General features: G+C 73.5%; 14 protein-coding genes. 9 read left to right on the forward strand and 5 right to left on the reverse strand.

The features are described 5' to 3' along the window. Window positions 1-8: 8 nt before the first annotated feature. The 9 genes from uvrC to ACYSMR_RS15330 all read left to right on the forward strand — a co-directional run bounded on the left by uvrC (window position 9) and on the right by ACYSMR_RS15330 (window position 10,738). On the forward strand, window positions 9-2,057 hold the full coding sequence (uvrC, locus tag ACYSMR_RS15290; protein ID WP_309126156.1) for an excinuclease ABC subunit UvrC: 2,049 nt from the start codon (window positions 9-11) through the stop codon (window positions 2,055-2,057). 172 nt (window positions 2,058-2,229) lie between these two features. Then, the gene (gene rapZ / locus ACYSMR_RS15295; RefSeq protein WP_309126157.1) at window positions 2,230-3,246 is read left to right on the forward strand and encodes an RNase adapter RapZ; all 1,017 of its coding nucleotides are present in this window, start codon (window positions 2,230-2,232) and stop codon (window positions 3,244-3,246) included. 31 nt (window positions 3,247-3,277) lie between these two features. Then, complete coding sequence (locus ACYSMR_RS15300) at window positions 3,278-4,348, forward strand: gluconeogenesis factor YvcK family protein (protein WP_461746314.1); 1,071 nt, start codon at window positions 3,278-3,280, stop codon at window positions 4,346-4,348. A gap of 70 nt (window positions 4,349-4,418) precedes the next feature. Next, window positions 4,419-5,399, forward strand: coding sequence for a DNA-binding protein WhiA (whiA, locus tag ACYSMR_RS15305; RefSeq protein ID WP_251332402.1), 981 nt, complete (start codon window positions 4,419-4,421; stop codon window positions 5,397-5,399). Window positions 5,400-5,623: 224 nt separating this feature from the next. Continuing rightward, window positions 5,624-6,628 (forward strand): type I glyceraldehyde-3-phosphate dehydrogenase, encoded by a 1,005-nt coding sequence (gap, locus tag ACYSMR_RS15310; protein ID WP_251332401.1) that lies wholly within the window; start codon window positions 5,624-5,626, stop codon window positions 6,626-6,628. A 39-nt stretch (window positions 6,629-6,667) separates the two neighbouring features. Further along, a complete protein-coding gene (locus ACYSMR_RS15315; RefSeq protein ID WP_461746317.1) occupies window positions 6,668-7,891 on the forward strand; it encodes a phosphoglycerate kinase in 1,224 nt (407 codons plus the stop codon). 127 nt (window positions 7,892-8,018) lie between these two features. Next, the gene (tpiA, locus tag ACYSMR_RS15320) at window positions 8,019-8,834 is read left to right on the forward strand and encodes a triose-phosphate isomerase (RefSeq protein ID WP_461746319.1); all 816 of its coding nucleotides are present in this window, start codon (window positions 8,019-8,021) and stop codon (window positions 8,832-8,834) included. A 70-nt stretch (window positions 8,835-8,904) separates the two neighbouring features. Continuing rightward, window positions 8,905-9,159, forward strand: a complete 255-nt coding sequence (gene secG / locus ACYSMR_RS15325; RefSeq protein ID WP_461746321.1) for a preprotein translocase subunit SecG — start codon at window positions 8,905-8,907, stop codon at window positions 9,157-9,159. A gap of 193 nt (window positions 9,160-9,352) precedes the next feature. Next, the gene (locus ACYSMR_RS15330; RefSeq protein ID WP_461746323.1) at window positions 9,353-10,738 is read left to right on the forward strand and encodes an FAD-binding oxidoreductase; all 1,386 of its coding nucleotides are present in this window, start codon (window positions 9,353-9,355) and stop codon (window positions 10,736-10,738) included. Between the two features lie 54 nt (window positions 10,739-10,792). Here the strand turns inward: ACYSMR_RS15330 and pgl are convergent, their stop codons facing one another. The 5 genes from pgl to tal form a co-directional block, all read right to left on the reverse strand. Then, window positions 10,793-11,542 carry a 6-phosphogluconolactonase gene (gene pgl / locus ACYSMR_RS15335; protein ID WP_461746325.1) on the reverse strand — a complete coding sequence of 250 codons (750 nt, stop codon included), beginning with the start codon at window positions 11,540-11,542 and terminating at the stop codon, window positions 10,793-10,795. After that, window positions 11,539-12,585, reverse strand: a complete 1,047-nt coding sequence (locus tag ACYSMR_RS15340) for a glucose-6-phosphate dehydrogenase assembly protein OpcA (RefSeq protein WP_461746327.1) — start codon at window positions 12,583-12,585, stop codon at window positions 11,539-11,541. Before ACYSMR_RS15340 ends, pgl begins: the two co-directional genes overlap by 4 nt. Next, window positions 12,582-14,093, reverse strand: a complete 1,512-nt coding sequence (gene zwf / locus ACYSMR_RS15345; RefSeq protein WP_251332500.1) for a glucose-6-phosphate dehydrogenase — start codon at window positions 14,091-14,093, stop codon at window positions 12,582-12,584. Before zwf ends, ACYSMR_RS15340 begins: the two co-directional genes overlap by 4 nt. Window positions 14,094-14,265: 172 nt before the next feature. Further along, window positions 14,266-15,888 carry a glucose-6-phosphate isomerase gene (locus ACYSMR_RS15350; RefSeq protein ID WP_461746329.1) on the reverse strand — a complete coding sequence of 541 codons (1,623 nt, stop codon included), beginning with the start codon at window positions 15,886-15,888 and terminating at the stop codon, window positions 14,266-14,268. Between the two features lie 52 nt (window positions 15,889-15,940). Then, complete coding sequence (gene tal / locus ACYSMR_RS15355) at window positions 15,941-17,047, reverse strand: transaldolase (RefSeq protein WP_251332393.1); 1,107 nt, start codon at window positions 17,045-17,047, stop codon at window positions 15,941-15,943. Window positions 17,048-17,053 lie beyond the last annotated feature (6 nt).

The raw sequence follows: 17,053 nt of genomic DNA on the forward strand, positions 1-17,053 counted from the left end.
GTCGGACCGTGGCCGATCCGGCGAGCTACCGCCCCGCACGCCAGGACATCCCCACCGACCCGGGGGTCTACCGCTTCCGGGACGAGTACGGGCGCGTGGTCTACGTGGGCAAGGCCAAGAACCTGCGCAACCGGCTGAGCTCCTACTTCGCGCCCCTGCACGCCCTGAGCCCCAAGACGCGGGCCATGGTCACCACCGCCGCCGGCGTCGAGTGGACCGTGGTGGGCAGCGAGCTGGAGTCCCTGCAGCTCGAGTACACGTGGATCAAGGAGTTCAAGCCCCGGTTCAACATCGCCTACCGGGACGACAAGTCCTACCCCTACCTCGCCGTGACGATGTCGGAGCAGGTCCCGCGCGCCCAGGTGGTGCGCGGGGAGAAGAAGAAGGGCAACCGCTACTTCGGCCCCTACTCGCAGGCCTGGGCGATCCGCGAGACCCTCGACGCCCTGCTGCGCGTCTTCCCGGTGCGGACCTGCTCCCGGGGCGTCTACCGCCGCGCCGAGCAGTCCGGTCGCCCGTGCCTGCTGGGCTACATCGACAAGTGCTCGGCGCCGTGCGTGGGACGGATCTCCGAGGAGGACCACTACGCCCTCGCCGAGGACCTGTGCCGCTTCATGGCGGGGCACGCCACCCCGTTCATCAAGGAGCTGCAGCGGCAGATGCAGGAGGCCGCGGCGGCCATGGACTTCGAGACGGCCGCCGCCCGCCGGGACGACATCGCCGCCCTGGAGAAGGCGTTCGAGCGCAACGCCGTCGTGCTCTCCGACAGCACGGACGCGGACTTCTTCGCCCTCGCGGAGGACGAGCTGGAGGCGGCCGTGCAGGTCTTCCACGTCCGCGCCGGACGCATCCGCGGCCAGCGCGGGTGGGTGACGGAGAAGGTCGAGGAGGCCGACGGCGGGCGGCTGCTGGAGCAGCTGCTCGAGCAGGTCTACGGGGACACGGCCGCGGAGGCCGCCGAGAGCGTCGGCGCCGCCGCGCCCCCGGAGCCGCGCGGCTCCAAGCACCGCCCGGCCGCGGAGCTCGCCTACCGGGAGGACGCGATCCCGCGCACCGTGCTGGTCTCGGAGCCCGCGGACAACGCCGACCGGCTCGAGGAGTGGCTCTCCGGGCTGCGCGGGTCGCGCGTGACGATCGCCGTGCCGCAGCGCGGGGAGAAGGCCCACCTCATGGACACGGTCCGGGAGAACGCCCGGCAGGCGCTGAAGCTGCACAAGTCCCGGCGCGCCGGGGACATCACCACCCGCTCGGCGTCGCTGCAGGAGCTGCAGGAGGCCCTGGACATCCCCGTGCCGCTGATGCGCATCGAGTGCTACGACATCTCCCACGTGCAGGGCACCAACGTCGTCGCGTCCATGGTCGTCTTCGAGGACGGGCTGCCCAAGAAGGCCGACTACCGGAAGTTCTCGATCACCGGGGAGGCCGCCCGGGACGACACCGCCTCGATGTACGACGTCATCTCCCGCCGCTTCCGGCGCCACCTGGAGGAGAAGGCCGAGCGGGAGGCCGCCGGGCCGCGCACCGGCCAGGTCGACGCCCGGGGGGAGGCCCCGGAGCGGGCGAGGTTCGCGTACCCGCCGAGCCTCGTGGTCGTCGACGGCGGCCCGCCCCAGGTGGCCGCTGCCGCCCGGGCCCTCGCCGACCTCGGCATCGACGACGTCCACGTCGTCGGCCTGGCCAAGCGCCTGGAGGAGGTGTGGGTGCCCGACGACGAGTTCCCGGTGATCCTCCCGCGCGCCAGCCAGGGCCTGTACCTGCTGCAGCGCATCCGCGACGAGGCCCACCGCTTCGCGATCACCTTCCACCGCAAGAAGCGGTCCTCCGCGATGACCGTCTCGGTGCTCGACAGCCTCCCGGGCGTGGGCCCGGCCAAGCAGAAGGCGCTGCTCAAGCACTTCGGGTCGGTGAAGAAGCTCAAAGCCGCGCGCGTGGAGGAGATCGAGCAGGTGCCCGGCTTCGGGCGCACGCTCGCGGAGAAGGTCGCCGCGGCGCTGCAGGCGGGGGACGAGGACGTCGCCCCGGCGGTCAACATGACCACCGGCGAGGTGCTCGCCTGAGCCGGGGGCGCACGGCCGCGGCCCCGGCGGGGCCCCGGGCCCGTAGCAGGAGGACACGATCGCCGACTTGGTTAGGCTGGGGCGGGACCACCGCGAGGACCGGGCGGGGCGCGAGGCTGCGGCCCCACCGGCAGCACGAGCACGGGAGAGCACGACGGGAGACGGAGAGGCCATGAGCGAGCACACCGCCGGGACGGACATCGGGACGGCGCACGGCCGGCCGGCCGACGGCCCGGACGAGGACCGGGACCACAGCCCCGACAAGGACCCGGACAAGGGCCCGGACGACCGCCCGGGCACCGCGACGCCGCAACCGCGCAAGCCCGCGAGCTCGGAGCTGCTCGTCGTCACGGGGATGTCCGGGGCCGGGCGCAGCACCGCCGCGCACGCGCTCGAGGACCTCGGCTGGTACGTCGTGGACAACCTGCCGCCGCAGATGCTGCACACCCTCGCCGACCTGGTGGCCCGCACCCCCCAGGCGCTGCCCAAGCTCGCCGTCGTCATCGACGTGCGCGGCAAGGCCCTGTTCAACGACATGAAGGAGACGCTCGCCGCCCTGGAGGCCTCCGGCGTCGACTTCTCCGTGCTCTTCCTCGACGCCGCCGACGAGGTCCTCGTCTCCCGCTACGAGCACCAGCGCCGGCCCCACCCCCTCCAGGCCGGCGGCCGGATCCTCGACGGGATCCGCGCCGAGCGCTCCCTGCTGCGCGATCTGCGGGAGTCCGCGGACGTGGTGCTCGACACCTCCGCGTTCAACGTGCACGCGCTGTCGAAGGCGGTGGCCGACCTGTTCGCCGCGGACGGGCCCGTGGTGCTGCGCCTGACCGTGCTCAGCTTCGGGTTCAAGTACGGCGTCCCGGCGGACGCCAACTACGTGGCCGACGTCCGGTTCATCCCCAACCCGCACTGGGTCCCGTCGCTGCGCCCGCACACCGGCAAGGACCCCGAGGTCCGCGACTACGTCTTCCGCGACGAGGGCCCGCGCCAGTTCGTGGACCGCTTCGTGGCCATGCTGGAGCCGGTCCTGGCGGGGTACCGTACGGAGAACAAGCACTACGCCACCATCGCCATCGGCTGCACCGGCGGGAAGCACCGCTCCGTGGCCGTCAGCGAGGAGGTGGTTCGCAGGCTCGCCAAGCTGCCGCTCGTGACCGTGAACATCCAGCACCGGGACATGGGCCGGGAGTGACCGGCGCGCCCCCACCCGCATTGGACCTTCGATGACCCTTCCCCCCAGCGGCGCCTTCCCCCGGCCGCCCCTCGCCGCCCGCGCCGACCCCGACGCCCACCACGCCGCCGACCCCTCCGTGGTCGCCCTCGGCGGGGGGCACGGCCTGTCCGCCAACCTCGCCGCCCTGCGCCGGATCACCCCCGCCCTCACGGCGGTCGTCACGGTCGCCGACGACGGCGGCTCCTCCGGCCGGCTGCGCGACGAGCTCGGCGTCCTGCCGCCGGGGGACCTGCGGATGGCGCTCGCGGCCCTGTGCGACGACTCCGAGTGGGGCCGGACCTGGCGCGACGTCATGCAGCACCGGTTCCGCTCCCCGGAGCGCGGGGTCACCGGCCTCGACCACCACGCCCTGGGCAACCTGCTCATCGTCGGGCTGTGGGAGCTGCTGGGCGACCCCGTCGCCGGCCTCGACTGGGCCGGCGCCCTGCTCGGGGCCCGCGGCCGGGTCCTGCCGATGTCGACGCAGCCCCTGGTCATCGAGGGCGACGTCCCCGACCTCCCGCCCCCTGCCGCGCACCCGGCCACTGGGCATCCGACCGCCGGGCACCCGCCGGCGGACGCGCCCCTGCGCACCATCACGGGCCAGGCCCACCTGGCCAAGCAGGCCGACGTGCGCAACGTCCGGCTGGTGCCCGCGGACGCCCCGGCCTGCCCGGAGGCGGTCCAGGCCGTCGGGGCCGCCGACTGGGTGGTCCTGGGCCCCGGCTCCTGGCACACCTCCGTGCTGCCGCACCTGCTGCTCCCGGGGCTGGGCCGGGCGATCTGCGAGTCCGCGGCCCGCCGCTGCGTCACCCTGAACCTGTCGCCGGACACCGAGACGCAGGGCAAGACCGCCGCCGACCACCTGCGGGTGCTGGGCGCGTACTGCTCCGGTCTGACCCTCGACGTCGTGCTCGCCGACCCCTCCGCGACGGAGGACCGCGGCGACCTCGAGGAGGTCGCCGCCGGGCTGGGCGCCGAGGTCTTCTACGCCGACGTCCGCGCGAGCCCCGGCACCGCGGTGCACAACTCGCTGAAGCTGGCGGCCGCCTACCAGGAGATCTTCGAGCACCACCGCTGAGCCCCCGCGGCCCGGCGCGCTCACCCCGCCCGGCCCGTCCCACCCCCGAAGTCCCCAGGAAAGGAACCGCGTGGCCCTGACGTCATCGGTCAAGGAAGAACTGTCCCGCCTCGAGGTCAAGAGGTCCTCGGAGCGGCGCGCCGAGCTGTCCGCCCTGCTGCGGTTCGCCGGCGGGCTGCACATCGTCTCCGGGCGCATCGTGATCGAGGCGGAGGTGGACCAGGCCGCCACGGCGCGGCGCATCCGCCGCGCCGTGGCCGAGGTCTTCGGCCACGACAGCGAGCTGGTCGTCGTCTCCGGCGGCGGGCTGCGCCGCGGCAGCTCGTACGTCGTGCGCGTCGTCGAGCACGGCGAGGCCCTCGCCCGCCAGACGGGGCTGCTCGACTCCCGCGGGCGTCCCGTGCGCGGGCTGCCGCCGGCCGTCGTCAACGGGGCCGTGGCCGACGCCGAGGCCGTGCTGCGCGGGGCCTTCCTCGCCCACGGCTCCCTCACCGAGCCCGGCCGCTCCGCCGCGATGGAGTTCACCTGCCCGGGCCCCGAGGCGGCGCTGGCGCTCGTCGGCGCCGCCCGCCGGCTGGGCGTGCTGGCCAAGGCGCGCGAGGTGCGCGGCGTGGACCGCGTCGTGGTGCGCGACGGGGACGCCATCGCCGCCCTGCTCACCCGGATGGGCGCCCACCAGACGCTGCTGCAGTGGGAGGACCGGCGGATGCGCAAGGAGGTCCGCGCCACCGCCAACCGGCTGGCGAACTTCGACGACGCCAACCTCCGCCGCTCCGCCCAGGCGGCGGTCGCCGCCGGGGCGCGCGTCGAGCGCGCCCTCGACATCCTCGGCGACGACGTGCCCGAGCACCTGCGCCAGGCGGGGGAGCTGCGGCTGTCGAACAAGCAGGCCAGCCTCGACGAGCTCGGCCGTCTGGCGGATCCGCCGCTGACGAAGGACGCCATCGCGGGGCGCATCCGCCGTCTGCTCGCCATGGCCGACCGCCGGGCGGAGGAGCTGCGGATCCCCGGCACCGACGCGACCGTGGCCGCCGAGGCCCTGTCCTCCTGACGGCCGGGGCGGGACGGGCGCGCCCGTCCCGCCCCGGGGTCCGGTCGCGGACCCACGTCCGTGTGCGTGGGTTCGTGCCTCGGGAGCCGCCCTCGATGTGGTTTTGTGTGGGTTTAGTGGCAAATTCCGGTTAAATCTTTCATGACCCCAAGACAACCCATCGAATACCACGTAGAATGTGTGGTGGCTTACTGACACGACCCCAACACACACAGGAGAACGCAGTGACCATTCGAGTGGGCATCAACGGTTTCGGGCGCATCGGCCGCAACTTCCTCCGCGCCGTGCGCGAGCACGGTCAGAACATCGAGGTCGTGGCGGTCAACGACCTCACCAGCCCCGCCACCCTCGTGCACCTTCTGAAGTACGACTCGATCATGGGCCGGTTCCCGGGCGAGGTGACCCTCGACGGCGACGTCATGACCCTGGACGGCCACGAGGTCAAGTTCCTCGCGGAGCCGGACCCGGCCAAGCTGCCCTGGGGCGAGCTCGGCGTGGACGTCGTCGTCGAGTCGACCGGCCGCTTCACCAACGGCACCAAGGCCAAGGCGCACCTCGACGGCGGCGCCAAGAAGGTCGTCCTCTCCGCCCCCGGCAAGGAGATCGACGGCACCTTCGTGCCGGGCGTCAACCTCGACAGCTACGACTCGGCCTCCATGGACATCGTCTCGGCGGCGTCCTGCACCACCAACTGCCTGGCCCCGATGGCGAAGGTCCTCAACGACGCGTTCGGCATCGAGCGCGGCCTGATGACCACCATCCACGCGTACACCGCCGACCAGAACCTCCAGGACGGCCCGCACGGCGACCTCCGCCGGGCCCGCGCCGCCGCCCTGAACATGGTCCCCACCACCACCGGTGCCGCCGCGGCCGTGGGGCTGGTGCTCCCCGAGCTGAAGGGCAAGCTGGACGGCTTCGCCGTGCGCGTGCCGGTCCCGACCGGCTCCGTGGTGGACCTGACCTTCGAGGCGTCGAAGGAGGTCACCGTCGAGGCCGTCAACGCCTGCATGAAGGAGGCCGCCGAGGGCCCGATGAAGGGGATCATCAAGTACACCGAGGACCCCATCGTCTCCTCCGACATCCAGGGCGACGACATCTCCACCATCTTCGACGCCCCGCTGACCAAGGTCATCGACAACCAGGTCAAGGTCATCGCGTGGTACGACAACGAGTGGGGCTACACCGTCCGCCTCGTCAACGTCGTCTCCCACGTCGCCGGCCAGCTCTGATCCGGGGCCGAGCGCGGGCCCCGGGGTAGGGTGAGAGGCATGGCACATGCACTTGACGAACTTCTCGCCGACGGCGTGGCCGGGCGCCGCGTCCTCGTCCGCTCCGACCTGAACGTCCCGCTGGACGGCTCCACGGTCACCGACGACGGGCGCGTGCGCGCGTCCCTGCCGGTGCTCAAGAAGCTGACCGACGCCGGGGCCCGCGTGATCGTGATGGCGCACCTCGGCCGGCCCAAGGGCCAGCCGGACCCGCAGTACTCGATCGCCCCCGCCGCGCAGCGGCTCGCCGAGCTGGCGGACTTCCCGGTGCGGGTCGCGACCGACGTCGTCGGGGAGGACGCCCGGGCCAAGGCCGCGGCCCTGGCCGACGGCGAGGTCCTGGTGATCGAGAACGTCCGCTTCGACGCCCGCGAGACCTCGAAGGACGACGCCGAGCGCGGCGCCTTCGCGGACGAGCTGGCCGCCCTGACCGGCGAGGACGGGGCGTACGTGGACGACGCCTTCGGGGCGGTGCACCGCAAGCACGCCTCCGTGTTCGACATCGCCCACCGCCTCCCGGCCTACCTCGGGGACCTCGTCAAGCGCGAACTGGACGTCCTCACCAAGGTGGTCTCCGACCCCGAGCGGCCCTTCGTGGTCGTGATGGGCGGGTCCAAGGTCTCGGACAAGCTCGCGGTGATCGAGAACCTCATCGGCAAGGCCGACTCGCTGCTCGTCGGCGGCGGGATGGTCTTCACCTTCCTCGCGGCCCAGGGCCACGCGGTCGGCGGGTCCCTGCTGGAGAAGGACCAGATCGAGACCGTCAAGGGCTACCTCGGGAAGGCCTCCGCGGCCGGCACCGAGATCGTCCTGCCCGTGGACGTCGTCTACGCGGAGAAGTTCGCCGCCGACGCGAAGCACGAGGTCCGCCCGGTCGACGCCATCGAGTCCGGCGAGATCGGGGACTCGGGTCTCGGCCTGGACATCGGCCCGGAGTCGGCGAAGCTGTTCGCCGAGAAGATCAGGGACGCGAAGACCGTGTTCTGGAACGGGCCCGCGGGCGTGTTCGAGATGGAGGCCTTCGCCGGCGGCACGCGCGCGGTGGCCGAGGCCATCGTCGCCTCGGACGCCATGAGCGTGATCGGCGGCGGCGACTCCGCCTCGGCCGTGCGCAACCTGGGCTTCTCCGACGACCAGTTCGGCCACATCTCCACCGGTGGCGGAGCGTCGCTGGAGTTCATCGAGGGCAAGGAGCTGCCCGGCGTCGTCGCCCTCGGCGTCTGACCCGCACGCCCCACCACCGCGGCAAGGGCACCCCGGAGCCGAGCGCCCCGGGGTGCCCTTGCCGCCGGACCGCACCACACCCGCAGAGCACCACGAGCGGCGTCCCCGCCGCGGACAGGAGCGTCAGATGACCTCGCAGACCAACGGACAGTTCGACCGCACGCCGCTGATCGCCGGCAACTGGAAGATGAACATGGACCACGTCCAGGCCATCACGCTGCTGCAGAAGCTGGCGTGGACCCTGGACGACGCCAAGCACGACTACGCTCGCGCCGAGGTGGCCGTCTTCCCGCCGTTCACCGACCTGCGCTCCGTGCAGAGCCTCGTGGACGGCGACGGGCTGCGCGTCGTCTACGGCGCGCAGGACCTCTCCGACAAGGACTCCGGCGCCTACACGGGCGACATCTCCGGGCAGTTCCTCGCCAAGCTCGGCTGCACCTACGTGCTCGTGGGCCACTCCGAGCGGCGCACCGTGCACGGCGAGTCCGACGAGCTGTGCAACGCCAAGATCGCCGCCGCGCACCGCCACGGCCTGGTGCCCGTGCTGTGCGTGGGCGAGGGCCTCGAGGTCCGCCAGGCGGGGGAGCACGTCGCGTTCACCCTCGAGCAGCTGCGCGGGTCCATCCAGGGCCTCGACGCGGAGCGGGTCGCCGAGCTCGTCGTCGCCTACGAGCCCGTCTGGGCCATCGGCACCGGCGAGGTCGCCGGTCCGCAGGACGCCCAGGAGATGGCCGGCGCCATCCGCGCCGAGCTCGCCGAGCTCTACGACGGGGCGACCGCGGCGAGGACCCGCATCCTCTACGGCGGGTCCGTGAAGTCCTCCAACGTCGGCTCCATCCTCCAGGGCAAGGACGTGGACGGCGCCCTCGTGGGCGGCGCGAGCCTCGACGCCGAGGAGTTTGCTAGCATTGCCAGGTTCGAGCAGCACCTCGTGACCGACTGATCACGACCCCTGACCGTCCGCGCCCCGACCGGGCGCGGCTGCTCGGCACCGACTCCAGGGAAGGCCCCCAGTGGAAATTCTGCAGACCGTGCTCCTGGTGATCATCGTGGTCACCAGCCTCCTGGCCGTCCTGCTCGTGCTCCTGAACAAGGGCAAGGGCGGCGGCCTGTCCGACATGTTCGGCGGCGGCATGACGCAGTCCCTCAACACCTCGGGGGTGGCGCAGAAGAACCTCATCCGGCTGACCACCACGGTCGCCCTCGTGTGGGCGCTGTCCATCGCGGCCTACGCCCTGACGATACGCTTCGCCACCGCGGCGGCCTGACCGGTCCACCCCGGGGCCCACCGGCCCCGGTTCCCCGGGCGAATCGCCCGGGGAACCGGGGCCGGTCGCGTCACAGGCGGTCTCCATGGTGCGGGCGCACCGCGGGCGGGTGCATCCTGGGGCCACGGCCGCGCCCCGTGGCGGGCGGGACCGGCCCTTCCCGTCCTTCCCGTCGCTGTCGAGGGGGCCCCGAATGGATGTGCCACAGATCGGTCCGGCGGACGTGCAGGAGCTCCAGGGGCGGGTCGCCGGCCCGGTGCTCACCCCGCACGACGACGGCTACGACCGGGAGACCGCCGCCTACAACCTCGCGACGCCCATCCGCCCCGACGTGGTCGTGGGCGCGACCGGCGCCGAGGACGTGGCCGCCGCCGTGGCGTGGGCCGCCGCCCACCACGTGCCCGTCGGCGTGCAGGCCACCGGCCACGGGGCGGACTACCCCATGGAGGGCGGCCTGCTCATCAGCACGACCCGGCTCCAGGACTGCGAGGTGGACCCGCAGGCCCGCACCGCGCGCGTCGGCGCCGGCGTCCGGTGGCGCAGCGTGCTGGAGGCCGCCGTGCCCCACGGCCTGATGGGCCTGAGCGGCTCGACGACCGACGTGGGGGTGGTCGGCTACACCCTGGGCGGCGGGCTGCCCGTGCTCGGCCGGACCTACGGCTTCGCCGCCGACCACGTGCGCTCCCTCGACGTCGTCACCCTCGACGGACGGCAGCGCACCGTGGACGCCGAGCACGAGCCGGAGCTGTTCGGGCTGCTGCGCGGGGGCAAGGGCAACCTGGGCGTCGTCACGGCGATGGTCTTCGGGCTGGTCCCGCTGGAGGGCTTCCACGGCGGCGGCATCTTCTACCCGGGCGAGGACGCGCGGGAGGTGCTCGGCACGTGGGCCCGGTGGAGCCGCGGGCTGCCGGAGACGGTGTCCACCTCGATCGCGCTGCTGCGCCTGCCGGACCTGGACATCGTCCCGGAGCCGCTGCGCGACCGGTTCGTGGTCCACCTGCGCTACGCCTGCACGGCCGGCGGGGAGGAGTGCGAGCAGGTCCTGGCGCCCCTGCGGGCCGTCTCCCGCCCCGTCATGGACACCATCGGGCCGATGAGCGGCCGGGACATCGACGCCATCCACATGGACCCCCCGGTCCCGCTGCCCTTCCGCGACAGCGGCCGGCTGCTGGACGACCTGGACGACGCCGCGATCGACGCCCTGCTGGGGGAGGCCGGGCCGGGCACGGACTGCCCCCTCGCGCTCGTGGAGATCCGTCGTCTCGGCGGGGCGCTGGCCCGGACCCCCGGCGGGGCGGCGGACCTCGTCGCCGGCCGGGACGGCGAGTACCTGCTCAACTGCGTCGGGCTCGCCGTGCCGCCGTTCGGGGAGCGGGTGCCGGGGGCAATCGAGGCCCTGCTCGGCGCCCTGCGCGAGCACTCCTCGGGCCGCACGCTCGTGAACTTCCAGGGCGGTGCCGGGGAGGGCCGGGACTCCACCCAGGCCTGGACCGCGGAAGGCCGTGCCCGGCTCGTGGCGGCGAAGGCGGCCCTCGACCCGGAGGGGCTCCTGCGGTTCCAGCACACGGTGCACGCCTGAGCGGCTCCGGGCACCGCGCCGGTCACGCCGCGGTGCCCGGACCCGCCGGCCGGCTCAGGAGGCGCCCAGGGCGTCCTCGGTGGCCAGCAGCAGCGTCTCCTCGGTCCCGCGCACGCCCGCACCGGGCGTGCCGTCCAGCGGGGCGGCCGAGCGCACCGCGGCGACGGCGTCCGCCTTGTCCGCGCCCGCCACGAGGAACCACACCCGCTCCGCGCCGTTGATCATCGGCAGCGTCATGGTCACCCGCTCCGGCGGCGGCTTGGGCGAGTCCCGCACGCCCAGCACCGTGGCCTCCTGCACGTGCACGTGCGGCCGGCCGGGGAAGAGGGACGCGACGTGGCCGTCGGGACCCAGCCCCAGCAGGGCGAGGTCGAAGCGGGGGAAGCCCGCGGTGCGCCCCTGCGCCCGGGCGGCCGCGCCGAGCTCGCGCACGTAGTCCTGCGCGGCCTCGTCCACGCTCGCGAAGTCGTCGGCGCTGCCCATGTAGTGCACCCGGTCGGGGTGCAGCGACAGGGCGCCGCCCACGGCCTGCTCGGCCTGCCGGCAGTTGCGCTCGGGGCTGTCCTCGGCCACGAAGCGCTCGTCGGACCACCACACGTTCACGCGCGACCAGTCGACCTCGTCCCGGCGGGGGGAGGCCGCGAGGGCGGCCAGGACCGCGATGCCCATGGTGCCGCCGGTCAGCACGACCGTGGCCTCCCCGCGCTCGTCCTGCGCCTCCGCCAGCACGGTCAGGGCCCGGTCGGCGCTGTCGGCGGCCAGCGACTGCTTGTCGGGGTGGGCGACCGTCTCCAGGGGGCTCACGCGTCGACCTCCCCGGCGGACGCGACGCTGGGCTCCGGGGACGCGTCCTGCCGCCCCCCGCCGTGGGAGGCGAGGAACGCCGCGGCGCCGGGGGTCAGCTCCCCGGCCGTGTCGACGATGCGGGCCACCCGGACCTCGCGCAGGCCCGAGGTGAGGACCTCGCCGTAGACCTCGTCGGGGTCGAGCCGGCGCAGCTCCTCGGCCACGCAGGCGTTGAGGTCCCGCACGGGCATGGCGATCTGCTGGTCCGGCTGGCCGGGCTGGCGCAGCATGGCCACGGCCCGCCCGGGCCGCTCCAGCACGATCTCGCCGTCGTCGCGCACCAGCGTGACGCGGGTCAGGCGGCGGGGCCCCGGGAAGTTGAGGAACGAGACCTGCGCGCCGAGCCGGGTGGCGAGCCACGTGCCCAGCAGGATCACGCTGGGGGAGCGCCCGCTGCCCTCGACCACGACCTCCCGCACGGGGGAGGGCTCGGCCTGGTCCAGGACCGCGGCGAGCTGGATGCGCCAGTTCGTCACGCGGGTCCAGGCGAGGTCGGTGTCGCCGGGGACGTAGCGGGCGCTGAGGTCCGACAGGGTCTCGAACGCGTCCTCGTGGCGGGCGGAGTCCGTGATCCGGCGGTGGGCGAGGCCCGCGATCGACTCGGTGGTCGGGGTGGCGCCGGGCACGAGGTGGGGCCACCAGGCGACGATCGGCGCGTCCGGCAGCAGCAGCGCCGAGAAGAGGGTCTCCGACGGCTCCGAGAGCTCCCCGTAGCCGTGCAGCACGATGACCTCCGACGCCCCGGCGTCCCCGCCCATGCGCAGCTGCGCGTCCAGGCGGGTGCTCTCGGCGGGGGAGTGCGCCACGTGCATGATGATCCGGCACGGGTGCTCGTGGCTCGCGAAGTTCGCGGCCTCGAGCGCGGCCTCCGAGTGGCCCGCCTGCGCGAGGATCACCAGGGTGAGCACCCGGCCCAGCGTCACGACGCCGTGCTGGTCGCGCAGCTGGCTGAGCTTCTTGTCGATGGCCGAGGTGGTGGTGTTCTCCATCGAAACGATCACGGTCGCCTCCAGACGCGTCCGTCGCGGGCCAGCAGCTCGTCCGCCCCGGCGGGTCCCCAGGACCCGGGGGCGTACGGCTCCGGCATGATCTCCTGCGCGGCCCAGCACTCCTCGAAGGGGTCGAGGATCCGCCAGGACAGCTCGACCTCCTCGTGGTTGGGGAACAGGGGTGGTTCGCCGAGCAGCACGTCGAGGATCAGCCGCTCGTAGGCCTCGGGGCTGGACTCCGTGAAGGAGTGGCCGTAGCCGAAGTCCATGGTGACGTCGCGGATCTCGGACTGCGTGCCCGGGACCTTGGAGCCGAGCCGGATGGTCACGCCCTCGTCCGGCTGGATGCGGATGACGATCACGTTCTGCCCCAGGTCCTCGTGCCCGTTGTCCCCGAAGAGCAGGTTGGGCGAGCGCTTGAACTGCACGGCGACCTCGGTCACGCGCCGGCCCAGGCGCTTGCCCGCCCGCAGGTAGAAGGGCACGCCGGCCCAGCGGCGGTTGTTGATGTCCACGCGCAGCGCGGCGTAGGTCTCGGTGCGGGAGTCCGCCGGGATGTCCTGCTCCTGGTGGAACGCCTTGACGTGCTGGCCGCCCTGCAGCCCGCCGTCGTACTGGCCCAGGGCCGAGTACGCGGCCCGGTCCCCGGGGACCACGACGGCCGCGAGCACCTTCGCCTTCTCGGCGCGCATGTGGTGGGCGTCGAAGGACAGGGGCTCCTCCATCGCGGTCAGCGCGAGCAGCTGCAGCAGGTGGTTCTGGATGACGTCGCGGGCGGCGCCCACGCCGTCGTAGTAGCCCGCGCGGGAGCCGATGCCGATGTCCTCGGCCATGGTGATCTGCACGTGGTCCACGTAGCGGGCGTTCCACAGGGGCTCGAACATCTGGTTGGCGAAGCGCAGGGCCAGGATGTTCTGGACCGTCTCCTTGCCGAGGTAGTGGTCGATGCGGAACACCGAGTCCGCGGGGAAGACCCGCTCCACGATGGCGTTGAGCTCCGCGGCCGACTCGAGGTCGTGGCCGAAGGGCTTCTCGATCACCACGCGGCGCCACCCGGAGGCCTTCTCGTGGTGGGCGAGGCCGTGGTCGGCGAGCTTGTGGCAGACCGTCTCGAACGCCTTGGGCGGGATGGAGAGGTAGAACGCGTGGTTGCCGCGCGTGCCGTAGTGGACGTCGAGCTCCTTGAGGGTCGACTTCAGCGCCTCGTAGGCCTGGTCGTCGTCGAACTCACCGCGCACGAAGCGGATGCCGGAGGCGAACTGGCGCCACACGTCCTCCTGGAAGGGCGTGCGCGCGTAGCTCTCCACGGACTCGCGGACCACGTCGCGGAACTGGTCGTGGGACCAGTCGCGGCGCCCGAAGCCGACGAGCGCGAACGACGGCGGCAGCAGGCCGCGGTTGGCGAGGTCGTACATCGCGGGCAGCAGCTTCTTCTTCGCGAGGTCGCCCGTCACGCCGAACAGCACGAGCGCCGACGGCGCGGCGACCCGGACGAGCCGCCTGTCCCTCTGGTCCCGCAACGGATTGCGGGCGGTCTTGTCTGGCAACGGGTCTCCTTCACGTCTCGGCCGGTCCGCGCGCCGCGCGGGCCGGCCTTGAGGTCCTTCACGCCGAAACGGTCGGCGCGGGAGGTCCCGCGCCGACCGTGGCGTCCCCCCAGTCTAGGACAGGGCTCCGGGGGCGCCGGTCCGGCTACCCGGCGAGGGCGTCCACCGCGCGCAGCAGCTGCTCGACGCCGGCGGCCCGGTCGGTCAGCCGCAGGCGCAGCACGGGGCGGCCGTGGTCGGCGAGCACCTGCGCGTCGCCGTCGGCCTGCGCGGAGATCAGCTCCCCGAAGCTGAACGGGCTGTCGGGGATCTCCAGGTCGGACCCGGAGGCCGCGGTCACCTGCAGGTAGACCCCCTCGGCCGGCCCGCCCTTGTGGTACTGGCCGGTGGAGTGCAGGAAGCGGGGCCCCCACCCGAAGGTGACCGGCCGGCCCGTCGCGCGGGCGAGCACGGGACGGACCTGCTCGAACCCGGCCCACGCGAGCCGGTCGAAGTATGCCTGGACGGCCAGGTAGCCCTGCTCGGGCAGCCGACCGAGCAGGTTGCGCAGGGCCTCCTCGACGGTGCGCGCGCCCCCGAGCAGCTCCGCGTCGCCGCGGATCTCGACGGCGCCGTCCACGGCGTCCGGGGCCGAGGGCTCCGGCTTGTCCGCGAGCAGCGCCCGGGTGGCGTTCTTCGCGGACTCCACGTCCGGCTGGTCGTACGGGTTGATCCCGAGCAGCCGCCCCGCGACCGCCGTGGCGAACTCCCAGAGCATCAGCTGCGAGCCCAGGGACCCGGAGACCCGCACGGCGTCGCCCGTGGGCGCCTCCTCGGCGTCCTCGGCCACCAGCTCGGCCAGCAGCACGTCGGCGGCCCCGGAGAAGGCCTCCGGGGCGTCGTCCGGGCCGGTGCCGACGACGACGGGCAGCAGGCCGGTGCCCTCCTTGCCCGTGGACTCGGCGATGAGCTGCTCCGCCCAGTCGGCGAAGCCCGCGATGCCCGAGCCCAGGTCCCGCAGCACGATCTTGCTGCGCAGCGGCTCCGTCCCGCCCAGGGCGGCGCCCAGGTGCAGGCCCGGGTTGTCCTCGGCGTCCTCGCGCAGCACCTCGGCCGCCTCGTCCGCGTCGTCGAGCAGGGCCTCGACGTCCACGCCCGCCAGCCCCGCGGGGACCAGCCCGAACGCGGTGAGCGCGGAGAAGCGCCCGCCCACGGTCGGATCGGCCGTGAACACCCTGCGGTACCCGGCCTCGCGCGAGGAGGACTCCATGGGGGAGCCGGGGTCGGTGACCACGACGATCCGGGAGGCCGCGTCGATGCCGGCGTCCGTGAACGCCCGCGCGAAGACCCGGCGCGCCGAGTCGGTCTCCACCGTGGACCCGGACTTCGAGGAGACCACGATCGCGGTCCGCTCCAGCCCGTCCGACAGCGCGGCGGCGACCATCTCGGGATCGGTCGAGTCCAGCACGAACAGCTCCACGCCGGCCGTGCGGGTGATCACCTCGGGGGCCAGCGAGGACCCGCCCATGCCGGCGAGCACGAAGCGGTCCACGCCCTCGGCCGCGAACTCCTCCCGCAGGGCGGTGATCTCCGGCAGCAGGGGCCGGGAGACCTCCGCGGCCCGCACCCAGCCGAGCCGCTTGGCGGACTCGTCCTCGGCGGCCGGGCCCCACAGCGTGGGGTCCTGCGCGAACAGCTTCGAGGCGAAGCCGTCGGCCACGAGCGCGGGCACGTGCCGGTCGACGGCCTCGCGGGCCGCGCCGGAGGTCTGGACGGACAAGGAACTCATGGGCTCTCCTTCGGGTGGGGCGTGCTGCGGGACGGACGCGGGGACCCGGCGCTCAGCGGGCGTTGTCGAGGGCGGCGCGGACGGTCTCCAGCAGCTCCGCCCAGGAGTCCTCGAACTTGGTCAGGCCCTCGGCCTCGAGCTTGGTGACGACCTCGTCGTAGGAGATCCCCACCCCGGCGAGCTGGTCGAGGACCGCGTTGGAGGCCTCGTAGGTGCCGGTGATGGTGTCCCCGGTGACCTCGCCGTGGTCGAAGGTCGCCTCCAGGGTCTTCTCCGGCATGGTGTTGACCGTGTTCGGGGCCACCAGCCCGGTGACGTAGAGGGTGTCGGGCAGGGCGGGGTCCTTCACGCCGGTGGAGGCCCACAGCGGGCGCTGGGCGTGGGCCCCGGCCGCGGCCAGCCGCGCCCAGCGCTCGGTGTCCAGGGACTGCTCGTAGACCTGGTAGGCCAGCCGGGCGTTGGCCAGCCCGGCCTTGCCCTTGAGCTCCTTCGCCTCCTCGGTGCCGATCGCGTCGAGGCGCTTGTCGATCTCGGCGTCCACCCGGGAGACGAAGAACGAGGCCACGGAGTGGATGCCGGCCAGGTCCTTGCCGTTGTCCAGGGCCTGCTCCAGGCCCAGCAGGTAGGCGTTGATGACCGCGCGGTAGCGCTCCAGGGAGAAGATCAGCGTCACGTTCACCGAGATGCCCTCGGCGATCGTGGCGGTGATCGAGGGCAGCCCGGCCTCGGTGGCCGGGATCTTGATCAGCGCGTTGTCCCGGCCGATGGCCCGGGACAGGCGCTGGGCCATGGCCGCGGTGGCCTCGGCGTCCTGCGCCAGGCGCGGGTCCACCTCGATGGACACCCGCCCGTCCACCCCCTGGGTGGCCTCGGCGATCGGGGCGAACAGGTCGCAGGCCTCGCGCACGTCGTCGGTGGTGATCGCCAGCACGGCCTCGTCCACGCTCGTGCCGGCCGCGGCCAGCTCCTTGACCTGCGCCTCGTAGGCGTCGTGCTTGGCCAGGGCGGCGGCGAAGATCGTCGGGTTGGTGGTCACGCCCACGACGTCCTTCTCGTCGACCAGGGCCTGGAGGTTGCCGCTGGTGAGGCGTTCGCGGGAGAGGTCGTCGAGCCAGATCGAGACGCCGGCGTCGGAGAGCTTCTTGGTGGGGGTGGTCATGGGTCT

The sequence above is a fragment of the Kocuria sp. U4B genome, assembly GCF_054875615.1.